Source organism: Streptomyces sp. NPDC048191 (assembly GCF_040652655.1).
Classification (GTDB): Bacteria; Actinomycetota; Actinomycetes; order Streptomycetales; family Streptomycetaceae; genus Streptomyces.
In genome coordinates, this window is sequence record NZ_JBEZMO010000018.1 from 81,622 (window position 1) to 97,811 (window position 16,190).

Here is a 16,190-nt window from a genome sequence, read left to right on the forward strand (position 1 = left end):
CGCCGTTTGGGATGGTGGACGGTATGCATGCAAAGGACATCCTCATCGACGGCTACGGCCGCATCCAGGAAGAAGTCCACGCCGCCCTCGACGGCCTCGGACCGGACGAGCTGAACCACCGCCCGGCTCCCGGCGCCAACTCCATCTCCTGGCTCGTCTGGCATCTCACCCGGGTGCAGGACGACCACGTCGCCGACGCCTTCGACCTTGAGCAGGTATGGCTGAGCCAGGGCTGGGAGAAGCGTTTCGGCCTCGATCTGCCGCCGCGTGACCACGGCTACGGGCACACCCCGGCGAAGGTCGCCAAGGTGCGGGTCGACTCCGCCGACCTGCTGACCGGGTACTACGACGCCGTCCACGAGCAGACCCTCGGGGCGCTCGGAGGGCTGGCCGCCAAGGATCTGGAGCGGATCGTGGACGAGCGCTGGGATCCCCCGGTCAGCCTGGGGGTGCGCCTGGTGAGCGTCCTGTCCGACGATCTGCAGCACATCGGACAGGCCGCCTACCTCAGGGGGCTGCTTCAGAGCACGGCCGCGTAACCCGGCAGGACCACGTCCTCGATGAGGGCCTTGCGCTCGTCGAACGGGACGAAGGCGCTCTTGAGGGCGTTGACCGTGACCGTGCGCAGGTCCTCGACCGTCCAGCCGGCCTCCTCGACCAGCAGGGACATCTCCCGGGTCATCGTCGTGCCCGACACCAGACGGTTGTCGGTGTTGACGGTGACCCGGAATCCCAGGTCCTTCAGGGCCGTGATCGGGTGTTCGGCGATCGAGGTGGCGCAGCCGGTCTGCAGGTTGGAGGTGGGGCACATCTCCAGGGCGATCCGGCGGTCGCGCACCCAGCTCGCGAGGCGGCCGAGCTTGCCGTCGACGATGTCCTCGGTGATGCGGACACCGTGCCCGATGCGCTGGGCGCCGCACGCCTGGATCGCCTGGTGGATGCTCGGCAGCCCGAACGCCTCGCCGGCGTGGATGGTGAAGGGCACGCTCTCGCTGCGCAGGAGTTCGAAGGCGTCCAGGTGGTGGACGGCCGGGAAGCCGTCCTCGGCGCCGGCGATGTCGAAGCCGACGACGCCCGCGTCCCGGTACGTGACGGCCAGCTCGGCGGCCTCGCGGACGCGGTCGAACATCCGCATGCCGCACAGCAGGGTGCCGACACGGACGGGGGTGCCGGCGGCGGCCGCCTTGGCCATGCCGGCGGCGAGGCCCTCCTGGACCGTCTCCACGACCTCGCCGAGCGACAGCCCGCCCCGCGTGTTCAGCTCGGGCGCGTAGCGCACCTCGGCGTAGACGACACCGTCGGCGGCGAGGTCGAGGACGTACTCCTCGGCCACGCGCAGCAGTCCCTCGCGGTGCTGCATCACGGCCAGGGTGTGCTCGAAGGTGGCTATGTAGCGCACCAGGTCGCCGGAGTTGGCGGCCTCGAAGTACCAGGCGGCCAGCTCGTCGGGGTCGGTGGTCGGCAGGGTGTGGCCGATCTTCGCGGCGAGTTCGACGACGGTGGCGGGGCGCAGGCCGCCGTCGAGGTGGTCGTGCAGGACGGCCTTGGGCAGGCGGCGGATCACTTCGGCGTCTACGCGCGTAGCAGTCATGGTGGGTCTTTCCTTGAGCGGGTGGTTCGGGCCGACGGTGGTGGCAGGGGGCGGCAGGAGGCTCAGCCAGCGGGCTGGAGCAGGTCCCAGCGGTTGCCGTACAGGTCCTGGAAGACGGCCACGGTGCCGTAGGGCTCGCGGCGCGGCTCCTCCAGGAAGGTCACGCCTGCCGCGGCCATCCGGGCGTGGTCGCGGGCGAAGTCGTCGGTGTGCAGGAAGAACCCGACGCGTCCGCCGGTCTGGTCGCCGACGCGGGACCGCTGGGCCTCGTCCTTGGCGCGGGCGAGGAGCAGTCCGGTGCCGGTGCCTTCGCCCCCCGGTTCCACGACGACCCAGCGGGAGCCGTCGGGGCGCGGGGCGTCCTCGGCGAGCCGGAAGCCGAGGGCCTCGGTGTAGAAGCGGACGGCGTCGTCGTAGTCGTCGACGACGAGGGTGACCAGGGCGACGCGTCGCATCGGGACCTTCCGGTGAGGGTGGTTAGCGCGTGAGGTTATACGTAAAACCCCGGAGGCGCCAGTCCGTGTTCTACGCGCGTTTCCGTGCCGCTTCGCCAGGGACTCCCCGGGCAGGCCCCGCGGCTCACCGACGCCGGACCGGCGGGCCCTGTCCCCGTTGTTCCGGACCCCGTGAACCCCTACGGCCGGTTCGAGCCGGACATGAACCCCCCGCCTCGACTCCGCCGCCGCGGCGGCCGTGCTCCCCGGCCCCCGAACCCCGCCCGCAGCAGGAACCGCCCGGTCCGCGGCGGACGGTGCGGCCGGGGCGGCATCCTGAAGCCTCGCACCCCGGTGTCGCCTCGCCCGGGACGGGCCGGAGGGCAGCGCTCCTCACCTCGTGCGGGGCTTGTACAGGTCTCGGGGTGGGGCGGCCAGCGGCTTCCCAGGCAGTCCCTTCGCCGTCCTCTCCGGCCGCGGCCGGACAGGACCACGGCCAGGGGGATGACAGCCGTGCCTGGGACCGGCTCTTCCCCGCGATGTCGTCCACGTCCAGCAGGTACTGCACCGCTTCCCCCTCGTCAGGGGGCTGAGCCCGGCAGAACCAGCGGCCCCGCCTGGGATGACGCTGCCCGTTCGTACCCTCCCCGACCTCGTACGAAGGGCGCGTCCTCCTGTCCGGCGTCTCGCTCCAGCCGCCGGAGGTCTGCCCACCACGAAGGCGCCCAGGCCCACGCCGACTTCGCCGCTCTCCCCGACCGAGCGTCACTCTGATGACCGAGACTCACTCGGCACTTCGCCGTGGCTTCGGGAGAACAGGGCCGGGCAGGGGGTCAGGGCTTCTCGTCGCCCTGGGCGATCTCGACCCGGTGGTGGAAGTCGGCCATGCCCGCGGCCGAGGCCGCGCAGGAGACGGCGGTGCAGGCGATGAGCAAGGCGGCGACCGTACGGCCGGCCCGGGGCACGAGCGGAGCGGCCAGCAGGGCCTGGACACGCTTCGGAACGGGGCCGGTGGTCGCGGCCGGCGCGAAGTCGGGGCGCTCGGAGCGGGTGGTCTGTCCCGCGAGGGCCGCGCGGGCGATGGCCCGGGCCGTCAGGCGCCGGTCGCCGATGCGGGCGGCGGCGGCCTCGTCGGCGGCACGCTCGGCGGCGAGTCTGATGGTCTCGCGGACCGGGCGCAGCGCCGGGTGGCAGTGCGCGGCGAGTTCGGCGGCGGCGAGGAAGTAGTGGTGGCCGCCGTCGTTGTGCGCCCGCTCGTGGGCGAACAGCGCCTCCCGCTCGGGGCCGTCCAGGCTGCGGAGCATCGCGGTGGTGACGACGATGCGGTGCGGTCGGCCGGGCAGGGCGTAGGCGTCCGGGCGGGGCGAGTCCACGACGCACAGGTCGCCGGCCGAAGGGCGGCGCCCGGCCTCCGTGAGGGCCGCACGGAAGGCGCGGGACTGGCGCAGCACCGAGCGCACGAGGGTCCAGCCGCAGACGGCGAGGGCGCCGACGGAGGTCGCCGCGACGGGCAGGACGACGAGGTCCGAGGCCGTACGCAGGGGATGGATCAGCTCGCCGAGCGCGGCGAAGAGCGGCAACTTGAGCAGCCCGATGAGGACGAACGAGCCGAGCGCGGCCAGCGAGCAGCCGGCGAGGACCACCGCACAGACGGTGACGGCCCACAGCGCGGCGACCGGGGCCAGCCGGTCCAGGACCCGGCGGGCGAGGGCCGGCAGGGCGATCGGCAGCAGCAGGGGCAGCAGCAGGAGCGCGGTCATCGTTCGCCGGGTTCGAGCAGGTCCCGCAGGATGCGTTCGTCGTCGGGGTGGAGCTGGGCGACGAAGCGGGCGAGAACGGTCTCGCGGTCGCCGTCGCGGTCCAGCTCGCTGTGCATCCGGCGGGCGGTGAGGCCCTGGGCGTCCTGGACGTCCCGGACCGGGAGGTAGGCATAGCCGCGCCCGTGCCGGTGCCGCTCGACGACCCCCTTGTCGTGGAGGCGGGTGAGGATGGTGGTCACGGTCGTACGCGCCAGGTCCGCACCGAGGGCCCGCTGCACCTGGCCGGGTGTCTGCGGTCCGCCCGCGGCCCAGAGTGCGCCCATGACGCTCGCCTCGAGTTCCCCGGCAGGCCGGCGCTCGTCCTTCGCCTCGGTCATGGAACGTTCCTCACCCCGTCTTCGTGTGCGTCCCGGGAGACTGTCTACACGATAGTAGTCAACCGGGCCTTCGTACGGCTGTGCCCCCGCGCGCCCATTATGGGAGGCCCACCCGTACGGGGCCGCCGTCCGGGAGCAGGACCCCGGCGCGGGGGCCGGGCGCGTCAGCCCGCAGGGGTGTGCAGGGCGTCGAGCCGGGCCAGTTCGTCCGCGGTGAGCCGCAGGGCGCCCGCCGCGACGTTCTCCGCGAGGTGGTCCGGGTTGCCGGTGCCGGGGATGGCGAGGACGTGCGGGCCCTGGTGCAGGGTCCAGGCGATGCGGATCTGCGCCGGACTTGCGCCGTGGTCGCGGGCGATGTCGCGCACGGTGTCGTCGTGGGTGTCGGACGCCGCGTGGTCCCCCGCCTCGCCGGCGACGGCGTAGAAGGGAACGAAGGCGATGCCGCGTTCACCGCACAGACGCAGCATCTCGTCGTCGACCGGGTCGGGACGGTCCAGCGCGAACCGGTTCTGAACGCTCACCACCGGGGCGATCTCCAGCGCCTCGGCGAGATGGCGCGGTCCGACCGCGGAGATGCCCAGATGCCGGACGAGTCCGGCCTCGCGCAGTTCGGCGAGCGCGCCGAAGTGCTCGGAGATCGAGTCCTGGCGCATCCGGCGCAGGTAGACCACGTCGAGGTGGTCGCGGCCGAGCTGGCGCAGGTTCTCCTCGACGTGGCCGCGCAGCTGGTCCGGCCGCGCCGAGGTGCCCCACTCGCCGTGGTAGTCGCGGAACGGGCCCACTTTGGTGGCGATGACGAGATCGTCGGCGTACGGGGCGAGGGCCGTGTTGATCAGTTCGTTGGCGGAGCGCGTGGCGGAGAAGTAGAAGGCGGCGGTGTCGATGTGGTTCACGCCGAGTTCGACGGCCCGGCGCAGCACGGCTATGGAGCGTGCGCGGTCACTGGACGTGCCGAGGTGGAACGCGGCGCTGCCCGTCAGCCGCATGGCGCCGAGGCCGACGCGGTTGACGGGCAGGTCGCCGAGTTTCCAGGTGCCGCAGGCGTCCGCGGTGATCGTTTCAGCGGTCATCCGACGGAGTCTCGCACACTGGCCCGCAGGGGCAGGGGAGTTCAGCTCAGCGGCTTCTCCAGCACCGCCTTGCGGTGGCTGAACGTCTCGATGGAGTAGCGGCCGTGGTAGCTGCCCATACCGCTCTCCCCCACTCCGCCGAACGGCAGGTCGGAGACGGTGAGATGGGCGAGGGGCAGGCCGTAGCCGAGGCCGCCGGAGGAGGTCTCGGCGGCGATGCGCGCACGGGTGCCGTCGGACTCGGTGAAGACGTAGAGGGCGAGCGGCTTGTCGCGGTCGTTGATGAAGCCGATCGCCTCGTCCAGGCCGGAGACGGTCACGAGGGGCAGGATCGGGCCGAAGATCTCCTCCCGCATGACGGGCGAGGCGGGGTCGACGTCCGCGAGGACGGTCGGCGCGATGTACTTGGTCGTACGGTCGCTCGTGCCGCCGACCGCGACCCGGCCGGAACCGAGCAGCCCGGAGAGCCGGTCGAAGTGCCGCTCGTTGATGATCCGGCCGTACTCGGGCGAGGTCGCCGGGTCGCTGCCGAACAGCGCCTCGACCGCGCGGACCAGCGCGGGCTCCAGGGCGGCGGCGGTCTCCGGGTCGGTCAGGACGTAGTCGGGGGCCACGCACGTCTGCCCCGCGTTGAGGAACTTGCCGCGGGCGAGCCGGTCCGCGACCACGCTCACATCGGCGTCGCGGTCCACGAACACCGGGGACTTTCCGCCCAGTTCGAGGGTGACCGGGGTGAGGTGTTCGGCGGCGGCGCGCATCACGATCCGGCCGACGGTGCCGTTGCCGGTGTAGAAGATGTGGTCGAAGCGCTCGGCCAGCAGGGCCGTGGTCTCCGGGACGCCGCCCTCGACCACGGCGACCGCGTCGGTGTCGAGGTAGGCCGGGAGCAGCTCGGCGAGTACGGCCGAGGTGGCCGGGGCCAGCTCGCTCGGCTTGGCGACGACCGTGTTGCCGGAGGCCAGGGCACCGACCATCGGGGCGAGCAACAGCTGGGCCGGGTAGTTCCAGGGGGCGATGACGAGGACGACGCCGAGGGGGTCGTACTGCGTCCAGGCCGTGGCGTCGGCGCCGAGGTGGGCAGGGGCCGGCGTGGGCTCCGGGCGCAGCCAGTCCGCCAGGTGCTCCAGGGTGTGGTCGATCTCGCGGACGGTGAAGTCGATCTCGGTGCGGTAGGCCTCGGCGCTGCTCTTGCCGAGGTCGGCGTGGAGGGCGGCGGCGAGGTCGGCGCCGCGCTCGGTGAGCAGCGCGCGCAGCCTGCGCAGCTGACCGGTGCGCCACTCCACGGGCTTGGTGCGACCGGTGGCGAAGGTGGCGCGCAGCCGGGCCACGACGTCGGCGGGCTGCTCGATGGCGGGGAGGTTCACGGATGCCTCGCTGGTGGTGCACGGGCGGCTTCGGCCCGAGCCTGGGTGTCGGTGGATGCATTTGCCAACCTTTCAGGTCCTCAAATTCATTCCGCCGACGCCAGGTGACGGCGCTCACACTCCGAGGTCTCGCCCGCGCCGCTCCAGGTACGCCCGCTCGGCCTCGCTCCCGGCCAGTTCGGCGGCGAGGCCGTACGCGGCCGCCGCCTCGGCGGTGCGGCCCAGACGGCGCAGCAGGTCGGCCCGGACCGCGTGCAGCACGTGATAGCGGCCGAGTTCCAGGGCGTCGACCAGCTCCAGCGCCCTGGCCGGCCCCTCGGTCTCGGCCACGGCCACCGCGCGGTTCAGCTCGACGACGGGGGACGGCGCCACGGCCATGAGCTGCTCGTACAGCCGCGCGATCTGCTGCCAGTCGGTGGCGGCGCCGGTCGGGGCGTCGCTGTGCACGGCGTTGATCGCGGCCTGGATCTGGTACGGCCCCGGCCGTCCCAGGCGCAGACAGCGGCGGACCAGGTCCTGGCCCTCGGCGATCTGGGCGCGGTCCCAGAGCGTGCGGTCCTGCTCGGGCAGCGGCACGAGGACGCCGTCCGCGTCCTGCCGGGCCGGCCGCCGGGACTCGGTCAGCAGCATCAACGCGAGCAGGCCGCTGACCTCGGGCTCGTCCGGCAGCAGCGCGTCGAGCAGCCGGCCGAGGCGCAGCGCCTCCGCGCACAGGGCGGGGTCGCCGGTGTACCCCTCGTTGAAGATCAGGTACACCACGGCGAGGACGCCGCCGAGCCGCTCGGGCAGGTCGGCGTCGCGCGGCACCCGGTAGGGGATGCCGGCGTCGCGGATCTTGGCCTTGGCACGGACCAGGCGCTGGGCCAGCGTCGGCTCCGGCACGAGGAAGGCGCGGGCGATCTGAGCGGTACTCAGTCCGCCGAGCAGGCGCAGGGTGAGGGCGACCCGGCTCTGCAGGGCGAGCGCGGGGTGGCAGCAGGTGAAGATCAGGCGGAGCCGGTCGTCGCGCACGGCGCCCTCTTCGGGCGGCGCGTCGGGCCCGTGCAGGTCGGGCGCGTACAGGTGGGGTGTGTACAGCCGGGCGGACTCGACGTGCCGGGCGTCCCGGGAGGACTCGCGGCGCAGCCGGTCGACGGCCCGGTTGCGGGCGGTGGTGATGATCCAGCCGGCCGGGCTCGGCGGCACGCCCTTCTCCGGCCAGGTGCGCACGGCGGTGGTGAAGGCGTCCTGCACCGCTTCCTCGGCGAGGTCGATGTCGCCGAGGAAGCGGACGAGGACGGAGACCGCGCGACCGTACTCGGCCCGGAAGACGGCCTCCACATCGACGGTGTCCGGCATGGGCACCCGTGCCCTTCTGTCCGACCACGCCGCGAACCGGACATCGCCGTGCCCTGGCGTGGAGTGCGGCCCGGTGGACGGCAGCGGTACGGCCGCGGCCGGCCACCGGAAGCGTACGGGCCCGGTCATGCCGAACACCGCAGACAGGCCCGGACTTCTCGGCCGCCTCGGGTCTGGTGGACCTCGGTCGACTGCGCGAGGGAGTCGACGATGCCGGTCCCGCGGCCGTGCTCGTCGGGGGCCACCTCATGGCGGACGCGCTCGACCGCCGTTCCGGAGTCACTGACCACGATGTGCAGGGTGCCGCCGTCGAGGACGAGCAGCAGCGTCATGCGTTCGCGACCGTACCGGGCGGCGTTGGCGGCGAGTTCGTCGACGATGAGGACGGCGGAGTCCCGCTGGCTCTCGGGCACGCGCCAGCACTCCAGCAGCTCCGCCGCGAGATGACGGGTGGCGGGGACGTGTGCCTCCTGCGCGGGCAGCGTGAGCATCGCCTGGTGGTGGCAGGACCGCGCGGGGAACGAGCCGGCGCGGGGGGAATCGGTGACAAGCATGGTCTTCTGGCTCTTCTGCGTAGGAACCTGGTGGTGAGCACTCATTCAGTTCTACGGACGACGAGTGCATATGGTTCGAGCCATTCACCCTTTTTGCACTGATTCTTCGGCTCACGCCCGGATCGTGACCAGCTTCTGGCCGTTGCCCGCGACGATCTCGAAGTGCTCGATGGCCGCCGGGGACAGGGGGACCGCCCCGGGGACGGTGGTGCCGACCGGGTACGCGCCCGCCCGCCAGGTGGCGGCGTCCGCCCTGGTTCCACCGGGCCCGACCGCCTGCAACCGGCAGGTGATGCCCGCGGGCGCCCCCCGGGCGGAGATCTCCAGCACACTGCCCCACGCCGAGGGCGCGACCCACACCGTGGCGGTGACGCCGGTGGTGGCGTCGCTCCCGGAGAAGACGCGCGACGGAGCCGGCGTGACCGGTGCGGGCGGTGTGGCCTGACCGGCCACGGAACCGCTCAGCGCCAGCCAGGTACCGCCGGCCGCCGCCCCGGCGACCAGCATCAACGACGCGACCGCACCGGCCAGTTGCCGCCGCCAGGTCCTGCGGCGCCTGACGGCGGCCTGCCGCATCATCCGCTCCAGCAGTCCCGCCTCCGGAGCCCCGGGCACCGTGGACGTGCCGGGCGGCGCCGGGGGCGGACCCCCGGCGCTCTCCGCCGCCCGCCGCACCAGCCGGTCGGCCGGGTCCTCGTCGCCGACCGGCACGGGGATGCCCTCGACCTCTTCCGCCGTGACCGTCGCGAGCAGCGCCGGAAGCCCGGCCAGCTCGTCGTGTTCCGCCCGGCACCCGTCGCATTCCGCGAGGTGCGCACGCACCCGCTCCGCCTCCGCCGGGGGCAGCACGCCCAGGACGTACGCCCCCAGGGCCAGCCGGAGGGCGTCATGGTCCGCGTTCATGGCCGGCACCTCCTCCATGCCGTGGTCATGGCTCGATACCCCGTTCCCGCAGGGCCAGCTTCAGGGCGTGCAGGGCGTAGTACGTCCGCGACTTGACGGTGCCCGGCGGGATGCCCAGCGCCTCCGCGGCCTGCGCCACGCTCCGGCCCCGGTAGTACACCTCCAGCAGCACGGCGCGGTGGTCCGCAGACAGCGCCCGGACGGCTTCGGCCACGGCCCAGCTCTGCAACGCCTGCTCGATCCGGTCCTCGCCCGGTGTCCGCTCCGCCGCCCGCTCCAGCGCCTCGCCGCCCACCTCCGCCGGCCTCGCCCGCCGGGCTCGGTGCTGGTCGATGACCAGGCGCCGGGCGACCGTGCACAGCCAGGCGCGCGCCGGACCGCGCTCGGGTTCGAACGCGGCAGGGTGCTGCCATGCCCGCAGCAACGTCTCCTGCACGACATCCTCGGCCCACTGCCGGTCTCCTGACGTCAGTCGCAGTACGTAGTGGAACAGAGGGCCTGCGTGCTCGGCGTACAGCGCCCGTAGCAGTTCCTCGTCCGTGGTCGAAACAGTCCCGTCACCCGAGACACGGCGCCCGGAGCGATTCGGATCGGCCGCGCCGCCACGTTTCCGAGCACTCCATGACATAAGGAGATCATCACTCAGATCAGAAGTTTTGTCGTGCTATATCAGATAACCAGCTGAAAGGGAGAAAAAGGTGTATATCAGCTGAACCCAACGGCGCCGGGGACCGTGAAACCGGGCATGAGCCGTCGCGGACGGCATCACCCGATCAGTGGGGAATGAAGATCATGTACGTCAATTTCCGCCCCGTTGGCCACCGGTCGCGCTGTGCGGCAGGGCTGGCCGCCGTCACCGCCGGAGCGCTGGGACTCCTGAGCGCGTGCGGCCAGTCACCCCGTTCCTCGGACACCGGCTCCCTTGCGCCCGGGCCGGGTCAGCACCGCCTTGCCGGGACGTCCGGCTCCACGGCGACGCCCGGCATGACCATGCCCATGAACTCCCCGAGCGCGAACACCGCCGCCACCCCGGTCGCCCAGGACGCCGTGGTGATCAAGAACTTCGCGTTCTCCCCGGCCAGGCTGAAGGTCAGGGCGGGCACGACGGTGACCTGGACCAACGAGGACACCGATGCCCACACCGTCACCAGCTCCGGCTCGGGCGGCCCGCTGCACTCGGCCGCCCTCGCCACGCACGGCACCTACACCCACACGTTCACCAGGCCCGGCACCTACGCCTACCTCTGCACCATCCATCCGTTCATGACCGCCACCGTGGAGGTGACCTCATGACCGCACCCCACGACCGTCGGAGCCCGGCACCGATCGGCGGCACCGAGGAACCCTCCTCCGAACACGGCATGTCCCGGCGTCAACTCCTCCGCCACGCCGGGTGGTTCGGCGGAGCCGTCGTACTCACCGTGGCCGGCGGAGAGGTGATGAGCCAGGTCGCCGGCTCCCGGGACGCCACCGCCGGGGCCGCCGCGGCACCGAGCGGCGCACTGCGCTTCGTGCAGGTCTCCGACAGCCACATCGGCTTCCAGGGCCCGGCCAACACGGACGTGGTCGGCTCGTTCGCCCAAGCGATCGAGCAGGTCAACGGGCTCGGGTTCAGACCCGACTTCGTCATGCACAGCGGCGACCTGACCCACCTGTCCACGGCGGGGCAGTTCGACCAGGTCAGGCAGATGACGGCCGGGCTGCGGACGGACCGTGTCTTCACCGTGCCGGGCGAGCACGACTCCATCGGCGACGCGGGCCGCGCCTACCGCCAGGTCTTCGGCAAGGGCACGCTCGGTGACGGGTGGTACAGCTTCGACACCCACGGTGTGCACTTCCTCGCCCTGGTCAACACCCTGCACCTGGAGAAGCTCGGTCACCTCGGCACCGAGCAGATCGACTTCGTCCGCAAGGACCTCGCGGGGCTGCCGTCGGACACCCCCGTCGTGGTCTTCAGCCACATCCCGCTGTTCGCCATGTACCCGAAGTGGGGCTGGAGCACGGACGACGCGCTGAAGGTGATCGCACTGCTGCGCCGCTTCTCCTCGGTCACCTGCCTCAACGGACACGTCCACCAGCTGTTCACCAAGACGGAGGGCAACATCACCTTCCACTCCGCCACCACCACCGCCTACCCGCTGCCCAAGCCGGGCCGGGCCCCCGCCCCCACGCCACAGGTCGTGCCCGCCCGCCGGCTGAAGGACGCGCTCGGCATCCGCACCGTGGGCTACCGGCGGGGAGACCAGCGGCTGGCGGTCAAGGACGAGAGGCTGGCCTGACCGCCCGCAGGCAGCGCACACGTGCGCGGCGCCCCTCGCGACCGGCTCGTCCCGGCCGCGAGGTGGTCCGCGTGAACAACGCTTCAGGTCAATACACCTAGTGCTGGTCCACGAAGGGCCGTACTTCGATGGGCAGCGTCGTGGCGAGGGCGGCCTTGCGGCCCCACTCCAGCGCCTCGTCGAGGTCGGCGGCCCTGATCAGGCAGAGTCCGCCCAGGTACTCCTTGCCCTCGGCGTAGGGGCCGTCGGTGACGAGGACCTGGCCGTTCTCGGGGCGGAGCACGGTGGCCGTCTCCGGGCCGTGCAGGCCGCCGGCGAAGACCCAGGCGCCGGCGGCGCGCAGCTCGTCGTTGAAGGCCTCGACGTCGCGCATGATCGCGGCGAGCGCGTCGGCGGCGGGCGGGGTACCGCCGGCCGGCTGGACCACGCTGAGCAGGTAGTGCTTCATGACATCCTCCTGGTGGTTTTCAGGGTCTCTCGGCTGTCCGTCACCTCCTACACGAAGAGCCGGCCTCCGGATCGACAGGCGCGGGGCGAAATCTCCGAAAGAATCTTCCCCATGACAGTCACCCCTGCTCATCCGCTCATCGACCGCGCCCGCCGCCTCGCCACGGACCTGCTCGCCCCCGAGGCCGAGCGGGTCGACCGGGAGGGGGTGCCCGCGAGCCACATCGACGCGGTGAAGAGGTCGGGACTGCTCGGGGTGGGCGCGCCGGTCGCGTACGGCGGCTCGGCCGCGCCGCCGGCCGTGCTGCGCCGCACCGCGGAGATCCTGGCCGGGGCGTGCTGCTCCACGTGGTTCGTGCAGACCCAGCACCACACGCCGGTGCAGATGCTGGCCCAGAGCGAAATGCCGGTGCGTGAGCGGCTGTTGGGGCCGCTGTCGCGGGGCGAGCTGCTGTCTGGGGTGGCGTACGCGCATCTGCGGTCCTGGCCGCGCGTCCCGGTGGTGGTGCGCCGGGAGGGCGGCGGCCTGCGGTTCGACGGGACCGTGCCCTGGTACACCGGCTGGGGACTGAACGACGTGGTGCTGCTCGCCGGGGTGACCGATGCGGGCGAGGTGCTGTTCGCGTTCACCGAGGCGCGCGAACAGCCGGGGCTGCGGGCCTCGGAGCCGGTGCGTCTCGCGGCGCTCACCGCCGCGCGTACGGTGTCGCTGGAGCTGTCCGGGCTGTGGCTGCCGGAGGAGGCGGTGGTCCTGCGGACGCCGTACGAGCGCTGGGCGTCCGGGGACCGGGCGAGGACGCTGAACGCGAGCCCGGCGGTCTTCGGCGTCACGGAGGCCGCCCTGTCCCTGCTGGACACGGAGACGGCCGCCCCGCTCACGGCCCGGCTCGCCGACGTCCGCGGCCGCGCCTACGCCCTGGCCGACCGGCCGGCACCGCAGGAGCGGGCCGCGGAGCGGCTGGCGGTGCGCGCGGAGGCGTACGAGCTGCTGCGTACGGCCACCACGGCGGCAGTGGTGGCCGGGGGCGGCCGGTCGATGGCCCTGACGAGCCGCGCCCAGCGCCACGCCCGGGAGGCACTGTTCCTGCTGGTCCAGGGGCAGACGAGCGAGACCCGGGCGGCACATCTGCGCGCGCTGGCAGGTACCTGAGTCGGGGCCCTCGCCGTCACCGGCGTCGCGGCGCACCCTGGGCCAGGGCGTGGGTGACGACCGTGGCCGCCGCCGCGAAGGCGAGGCCCCCGACCAGATCCCGTGGCCGGGTCGGGCGCAGGACGCCGGAGCGGCGCAGCCGGCCACGGGCCCACACGGTGAACGGGAGGACCACCAGGGGCGTGGTCGCGGAGCCCGGCGTGTAGCCGCGCACGACCGCCGCCTGGGCCAGATGGACCAGACCGTGCAGGCCGAAGGCGTTGAGCGCGGTCTGGTGGACGGCGGACCGGCCCCCGGTGCGGTGGCCGTCGGCGCGCGGCGGCCGGCACCACCGCCATGGCGCCGACCGCGGTGCCGAACTCCCGTGCGGCGTCCACGGCCTCAGGGTCTCCGGCGCGCCGGGGAACCTCTCGCGCAGCTCCGGCACATGGGTGCGCACTCAGCTCGGCACCATGACCAGTTCCTGTGTCGTGCACGGCCCACGCGGCCAGCAGTCCCCAGGTGCCGGTCCCGGCGGACCCGTTCGGTTGTCGCGTCATGAACGGGCGGTCTGCCAGGGCCGGTTGGTCAGAGCGCGAACGGCACCTGGGCCGTGGGAGCGGGCGGCGTGGCGTCGGGGTGCGTCCACAGGCCGCGCTCGGCGAGCCGGGGCAGCACGCCCTCGCCGAACCAGTACGCCTCCTCCAGGTGCGGGTATCCGGAGAGGACGAACTCGTCGATGCCGAGGGCGTGGTACTCCTCGATCCGGTCGGCGACCTCGTCATGGCTGCCGACCAGGGCGGTGCCCGCGCCGCCGCGCACCAGTCCGATGCCGGCCCAGAGGTTGGGGTGGATCTCCAGGCTCTCCCGGCTGCCGCCGTGCAGTGCGAGCATGCGCTGCTGGCCCTCGGACTCGCTGCGGGCGAGGCCCGCCTGGACGGCCCGTACGGTCTCCGGGTCGAAGCCGTCGAGCAGCCGGTCCGCCTCGGCCCAGGCCTCGGCGGAGGTGTCCCGGGTGATGACGTGCAGCCGGATGCCGAAGCGGAGGGTACGGCCGTGTCCGGCGGCGAGCCCGCGGATCCAGGCGATCTTCTCGGCGACCTGGGCGGGCGGCTCGCCCCAGGTCAGGTACACGTCCGCGGAGCGGGCGGCGACCTCGCCGGCGGCGGGCGAGGAGCCGCCGAAGTACACCTCGGGCACCGGGTCCGGCACCCGGCTGAGCCTGGCCTCCTCGACGCGCAGGTGCTCCCCGCGCAGGTCGACGCTCTTGCCGTCCCACAGGTCCCGCACGATCTGCAGGAACTCACCGGTACGGCGGTAGCGGGCGTCCTTGTCGAGGAAGTCGCCGTAGGCCCGCTGCTCATGGCTCTCGCCGCCGGTGACCACGTTGAGCAGCAGGCGTCCGCCGGTCTGACGCTGGAAGGTGGACGCCATCTGCGCGGCCAGCGTCGGCGAGACGAATCCGGGCCGGAAGGCGACGAGGAACTTCAGCCGCTCGGAGTTCTGGCTGACCATGGCGGTGGTCAGCCACGCGTCCTCGCACCAGGCACCGGTCGGGGTGAGCGCACCCACGAAGCCGAGGTCCTCGGCGGCCCGGGCGATCTGGCTCAGGTAGGCGACCGTCGGGGGCCGGTCCCGGCCGGAGGCGGTGGCCGGGGTGCCGTGACCGCCGCCCACGACATGGCGGCTGTCGCCGTTGGTGGGCAGGAACCAGTGGAAGGTGAGGGACACGGGGTCTCCGATCGCGAGTGTCCGTTAGAGCAGGCCGTGCCGGGGCGGCCGGGTTCCGTTCAGCACGTACCGGCCGATGTGCTGGATCTTCCAGCGGGCCGGGTCGTGCAGGGTGTGGGTGCGTGCGTCGCGCCAATGGCGGTGCAGGTTCAGGGAATCGAGCGCCGACCGGGTGCCGGCCACTTCGAACAGCGCGCTCGCCACCGTCACCGCGGCCTCGGCCGAGCGCACCTTGGCCGCTGCCACCGCGACGGATGCCTCGGCCGCTGAGTCGTCGGTGAGGTGGTCGCGGGCCGCGTCGACCGCGCGGGCGGCCTCCTTCAGCAGTGCCTCCGCCGTCCGTACCTGGAGGGCGAGTTCACCGAAGCGCTGCACGAGGAGGGGGTCCTCGGCCGCGGTCTCGGCTCCGCTCTCGAACCAGGGGCGACTCCTGGTGCGGACGAACTCCGCCGCCTCCGTGAGCGCTCCCCCGGCGATGCCCGTGTCGATGGCCGCGTGCAGCAACTGCGCCGCGGCGCCGTGGAGTTGTGGCCCCCGGAAGGTGAGGTGGTGGGGCAGGACCCGGTCGGCGGGCACGGGCACGTCGGCCAGGCGGACGGTGCCGCTCGCGGTCGTCCGCTGCCCCATGCCGTCCCAGTCGTCGACCATGGTCACACCGGGGGCGTCCCGGGGCACAAGGGCGACGTGCAGGTCGTCGTCCTCGGCGCGGGCGAGCACCGGAATCCAGTCGGCGAAGAGCGCACCGGTGCAGTAGTGCTTGACGCCGGTCAGCAGGTACGAGCCGTCCGGCTGCGGACGCAGGCGGGTGCGGATGTCCTGGACGTGCCGGGTGCCGGCCTCGGACTGCGCGTTGCCGAGCCGGCGGCCGGCCAGCAGTTCGGCGAAGAAGAACTTCCGCTGCTCCTCGCTGCCCTGCCGGCGGATGACGTTGACGTAGACGAAGTGACTCTGCGGGATCTGGGCGAGGCTGGCGTCGGCAGAGCCGAGCAGCCGGAAGATCTCCGCCAGGGTCCCGGCGCGTACGTCGGCGCCGCCGTGCTCCGCGGGCACGGTCACGGCGAGCAACCCGGAGGCGGACAGGCGGTCCACCTCGGCCCGTGGCAGCCGCCGCTCGGCGTCCCGCCCGGCGGCCCCGGCGCGGAACTCCGCGGCCAGGGCCTGCGCGACGGCGAGCGCCTCGGCGTCGTCGGCGATCACGTGTGCGGTCATGGCG

The 16,190-nt window shown here is 73.0% G+C and carries 17 protein-coding genes and 1 pseudogene; 4 read left to right on the forward strand and 14 right to left on the reverse strand.

Annotated elements, in window-relative coordinates; translation table 11 throughout:
* Nucleotides 1-23 precede the first annotated feature (23 nt).
* Nucleotides 24-539 carry a DUF664 domain-containing protein gene (locus AB0D93_RS27020; RefSeq protein WP_362124138.1) on the forward strand — a complete coding sequence of 172 codons (516 nt, stop codon included), beginning with the start codon at nt 24-26 and terminating at the stop codon, nt 537-539.
* Here AB0D93_RS27020 and AB0D93_RS27025 read toward each other — a convergent pair.
* The 10 genes from AB0D93_RS27025 to AB0D93_RS27070 form a co-directional block, all read right to left on the reverse strand.
* Nucleotides 521-1,591, reverse strand: a complete 1,071-nt coding sequence (locus AB0D93_RS27025) for an adenosine deaminase (RefSeq protein WP_362124141.1) — start codon at nt 1,589-1,591, stop codon at nt 521-523. The genes AB0D93_RS27020 and AB0D93_RS27025 overlap by 19 nt on opposite strands.
* Before the next feature lie 62 nt (nt 1,592-1,653).
* The gene (locus AB0D93_RS27030) at nt 1,654-2,046 is read right to left on the reverse strand and encodes a VOC family protein (protein WP_362124144.1); all 393 of its coding nucleotides are present in this window, start codon (nt 2,044-2,046) and stop codon (nt 1,654-1,656) included.
* Between the two features lie 812 nt (nt 2,047-2,858).
* The gene (locus AB0D93_RS27035) at nt 2,859-3,785 is read right to left on the reverse strand and encodes a M48 family metalloprotease (protein ID WP_362124147.1); all 927 of its coding nucleotides are present in this window, start codon (nt 3,783-3,785) and stop codon (nt 2,859-2,861) included.
* Entirely contained in the window at nt 3,782-4,162 is a 381-nt protein-coding gene (locus AB0D93_RS27040; protein WP_362124150.1) for a BlaI/MecI/CopY family transcriptional regulator, read from the reverse strand. The genes AB0D93_RS27035 and AB0D93_RS27040 overlap by 4 nt, the downstream gene beginning before the upstream one ends.
* A gap of 164 nt (nt 4,163-4,326) precedes the next feature.
* Nucleotides 4,327-5,232 carry an aldo/keto reductase gene (locus AB0D93_RS27045; RefSeq protein ID WP_362124153.1) on the reverse strand — a complete coding sequence of 302 codons (906 nt, stop codon included), beginning with the start codon at nt 5,230-5,232 and terminating at the stop codon, nt 4,327-4,329.
* 41 nt (nt 5,233-5,273) lie between these two features.
* Nucleotides 5,274-6,596, reverse strand: a complete 1,323-nt coding sequence (locus AB0D93_RS27050) for an aldehyde dehydrogenase family protein (RefSeq protein ID WP_362124156.1) — start codon at nt 6,594-6,596, stop codon at nt 5,274-5,276.
* A 114-nt stretch (nt 6,597-6,710) separates the two neighbouring features.
* Entirely contained in the window at nt 6,711-7,934 is a 1,224-nt protein-coding gene (locus AB0D93_RS27055; RefSeq protein WP_362124406.1) for an RNA polymerase sigma factor, read from the reverse strand.
* 125 nt (nt 7,935-8,059) lie between these two features.
* The gene (locus tag AB0D93_RS27060) at nt 8,060-8,488 is read right to left on the reverse strand and encodes an ATP-binding protein (RefSeq protein WP_362124159.1); all 429 of its coding nucleotides are present in this window, start codon (nt 8,486-8,488) and stop codon (nt 8,060-8,062) included.
* 111 nt (nt 8,489-8,599) lie between these two features.
* Nucleotides 8,600-9,391 carry a zf-HC2 domain-containing protein gene (locus tag AB0D93_RS27065; protein WP_362124162.1) on the reverse strand — a complete coding sequence of 264 codons (792 nt, stop codon included), beginning with the start codon at nt 9,389-9,391 and terminating at the stop codon, nt 8,600-8,602.
* Nucleotides 9,392-9,416: 25 nt separating this feature from the next.
* Nucleotides 9,417-10,019 (reverse strand): sigma-70 family RNA polymerase sigma factor, encoded by a 603-nt coding sequence (locus AB0D93_RS27070; protein WP_362124165.1) that lies wholly within the window; start codon nt 10,017-10,019, stop codon nt 9,417-9,419.
* Between the two features lie 368 nt (nt 10,020-10,387).
* On the opposite strand from AB0D93_RS27070, the gene AB0D93_RS27075 reads away from it, so the two are divergent.
* Entirely contained in the window at nt 10,388-10,684 is a 297-nt protein-coding gene (locus AB0D93_RS27075; RefSeq protein WP_362124168.1) for a plastocyanin/azurin family copper-binding protein, read from the forward strand.
* Nucleotides 10,681-11,670 (forward strand): metallophosphoesterase, encoded by a 990-nt coding sequence (locus AB0D93_RS27080; protein WP_362124171.1) that lies wholly within the window; start codon nt 10,681-10,683, stop codon nt 11,668-11,670. Before AB0D93_RS27075 ends, AB0D93_RS27080 begins: the two co-directional genes overlap by 4 nt.
* A 97-nt stretch (nt 11,671-11,767) precedes the next feature.
* Here AB0D93_RS27080 and AB0D93_RS27085 read toward each other — a convergent pair whose 3' ends face one another.
* Nucleotides 11,768-12,118, reverse strand: coding sequence for a YciI family protein (locus tag AB0D93_RS27085; protein WP_362124174.1), 351 nt, complete (start codon nt 12,116-12,118; stop codon nt 11,768-11,770).
* Between the two features lie 111 nt (nt 12,119-12,229).
* Here AB0D93_RS27085 and AB0D93_RS27090 point away from each other — a divergent pair, with 111 nt between their 5' ends.
* On the forward strand, nt 12,230-13,267 hold the full coding sequence (locus tag AB0D93_RS27090; protein WP_362124177.1) for an acyl-CoA dehydrogenase family protein: 1,038 nt from the start codon (nt 12,230-12,232) through the stop codon (nt 13,265-13,267).
* 16 nt (nt 13,268-13,283) lie between these two features.
* Here AB0D93_RS27090 and AB0D93_RS27095 read toward each other — a convergent pair.
* The 3 genes and pseudogenes from AB0D93_RS27095 to AB0D93_RS27105 form a co-directional block, all read right to left on the reverse strand.
* Nucleotides 13,284-13,806 (reverse strand): annotated as a pseudogene (locus AB0D93_RS27095) (HXXEE domain-containing protein).
* 28 nt (nt 13,807-13,834) lie between these two features.
* A complete protein-coding gene (locus AB0D93_RS27100) occupies nt 13,835-14,977 on the reverse strand; it encodes an LLM class flavin-dependent oxidoreductase (protein ID WP_362124180.1) in 1,143 nt (380 codons plus the stop codon).
* A gap of 24 nt (nt 14,978-15,001) precedes the next feature.
* A complete protein-coding gene (locus AB0D93_RS27105; RefSeq protein ID WP_362124183.1) occupies nt 15,002-16,186 on the reverse strand; it encodes an SfnB family sulfur acquisition oxidoreductase in 1,185 nt (394 codons plus the stop codon).
* Between the last annotated feature and the right edge of the window lie 4 nt (nt 16,187-16,190).

What these genes read in the sequence shown, in the direction of transcription:
- AB0D93_RS27020 (WP_362124138.1), top strand. Translation starts at nt 24, where the DNA reads ATGCATGCAAAGGACATCCTCATCGACGGCTACGGCCGCATCCAGGAA.
- AB0D93_RS27025 (WP_362124141.1), bottom strand. Translation starts at nt 1,591, where the DNA reads ATGACTGCTACGCGCGTAGACGCCGAAGTGATCCGCCGCCTGCCCAAG.
- AB0D93_RS27030 (WP_362124144.1), bottom strand. Translation starts at nt 2,046, where the DNA reads ATGCGACGCGTCGCCCTGGTCACCCTCGTCGTCGACGACTACGACGAC.
- AB0D93_RS27035 (WP_362124147.1), bottom strand. Translation starts at nt 3,785, where the DNA reads ATGACCGCGCTCCTGCTGCTGCCCCTGCTGCTGCCGATCGCCCTGCCG.
- AB0D93_RS27040 (WP_362124150.1), bottom strand. Translation starts at nt 4,162, where the DNA reads ATGACCGAGGCGAAGGACGAGCGCCGGCCTGCCGGGGAACTCGAGGCG.
- AB0D93_RS27045 (WP_362124153.1), bottom strand. Translation starts at nt 5,232, where the DNA reads ATGACCGCTGAAACGATCACCGCGGACGCCTGCGGCACCTGGAAACTC.
- AB0D93_RS27055 (WP_362124406.1), bottom strand. Translation starts at nt 7,934, where the DNA reads ATGCCGGACACCGTCGATGTGGAGGCCGTCTTCCGGGCCGAGTACGGT.
- AB0D93_RS27060 (WP_362124159.1), bottom strand. Translation starts at nt 8,488, where the DNA reads ATGCTTGTCACCGATTCCCCCCGCGCCGGCTCGTTCCCCGCGCGGTCC.
- AB0D93_RS27065 (WP_362124162.1), bottom strand. Translation starts at nt 9,391, where the DNA reads ATGAACGCGGACCATGACGCCCTCCGGCTGGCCCTGGGGGCGTACGTC.
- AB0D93_RS27070 (WP_362124165.1), bottom strand. Translation starts at nt 10,019, where the DNA reads ATGTCATGGAGTGCTCGGAAACGTGGCGGCGCGGCCGATCCGAATCGC.
- AB0D93_RS27075 (WP_362124168.1), top strand. Translation starts at nt 10,388, where the DNA reads ATGAACTCCCCGAGCGCGAACACCGCCGCCACCCCGGTCGCCCAGGAC.
- AB0D93_RS27080 (WP_362124171.1), top strand. Translation starts at nt 10,681, where the DNA reads ATGACCGCACCCCACGACCGTCGGAGCCCGGCACCGATCGGCGGCACC.
- AB0D93_RS27085 (WP_362124174.1), bottom strand. Translation starts at nt 12,118, where the DNA reads ATGAAGCACTACCTGCTCAGCGTGGTCCAGCCGGCCGGCGGTACCCCG.
- AB0D93_RS27090 (WP_362124177.1), top strand. Translation starts at nt 12,230, where the DNA reads ATGACAGTCACCCCTGCTCATCCGCTCATCGACCGCGCCCGCCGCCTC.
- AB0D93_RS27105 (WP_362124183.1), bottom strand. Translation starts at nt 16,186, where the DNA reads ATGACCGCACACGTGATCGCCGACGACGCCGAGGCGCTCGCCGTCGCG.